A 684-nucleotide genomic window follows, 5' to 3' on the forward strand; every position below is an offset into this window, starting at 1 on the left:
ATGGCTGCCCAGCAGTGGGCAGCCTTGACCAGGGAGCATCCTGCAGCGGATGAGGACATCGCCCGTGGTGACTTCGATGTCGTCAATGGCTGGCGGCGGGAACACATCTGGTCGCAGGGTTCACGCTATTCGACGCCCGAGCTTCTTGAGCGTGCCACCGGCGAAAAGCTGAACGCGGCGCATTTCATCACGCATCTGAAGCGGCGCTACGGCAAGTCGTGACAGGCTCAGGGCCGACAGGCGTGATGCAGGGCTGCCGAGAACGTTTCCGGCGAAAGCAAAATCGCCTGCAATGCTCTGGCTCTTTGTTTTGCCGTATGATCTTTGTCCGAAAAGTCGGCAACTTTTCGGGATCATGCTCTAGGTTCGGCAAAACGATTTCGGCGAGGAGTTGCGTTGCGCATTCTGGTGGTGGAGGACACGCAGACCCTGGCCGATGGTCTTGTGGCCGTGCTGAAAGGCAGCGGCTATGCGGTCGATCATGTCATCGATGGCCAATCGGCACTGGCCGTGCTCGCAGCCGAACGGGTCGACCTGGTCATCCTCGATCTCAACTTGCCAGGCATGGACGGGCTCCAGGTTCTGCGGAACATCCGCGCCCGCCAGGATGGGCCGGGCGTGCTCATCCTCAGTGCACGTGCCGACCTGCACGACAAGATCAAAGGGCTGGATCTCGGCGCCGAC

The 684-nt window shown here is 60.8% G+C and carries 1 protein-coding gene and 1 pseudogene; both read left to right on the top strand.

The window, feature by feature from the left end; all coding sequences use genetic code 11:
* A pseudogene (locus DNK89_RS23415) lies at positions 1–222 on the top strand (carboxypeptidase M32); the annotation flags it as partial.
* 174 nt (positions 223–396) lie between these two features.
* Positions 397–684: response regulator (locus DNK89_RS23420; protein ID WP_153064331.1), on the top strand; the 288-nt coding region annotated here is incomplete at its 3' end.

It is taken from the genome of Acidovorax sp. ST3, from assembly GCF_003231145.1.
GTDB lineage: Bacteria > Pseudomonadota > Gammaproteobacteria > Burkholderiales > Burkholderiaceae_C > Acidovorax.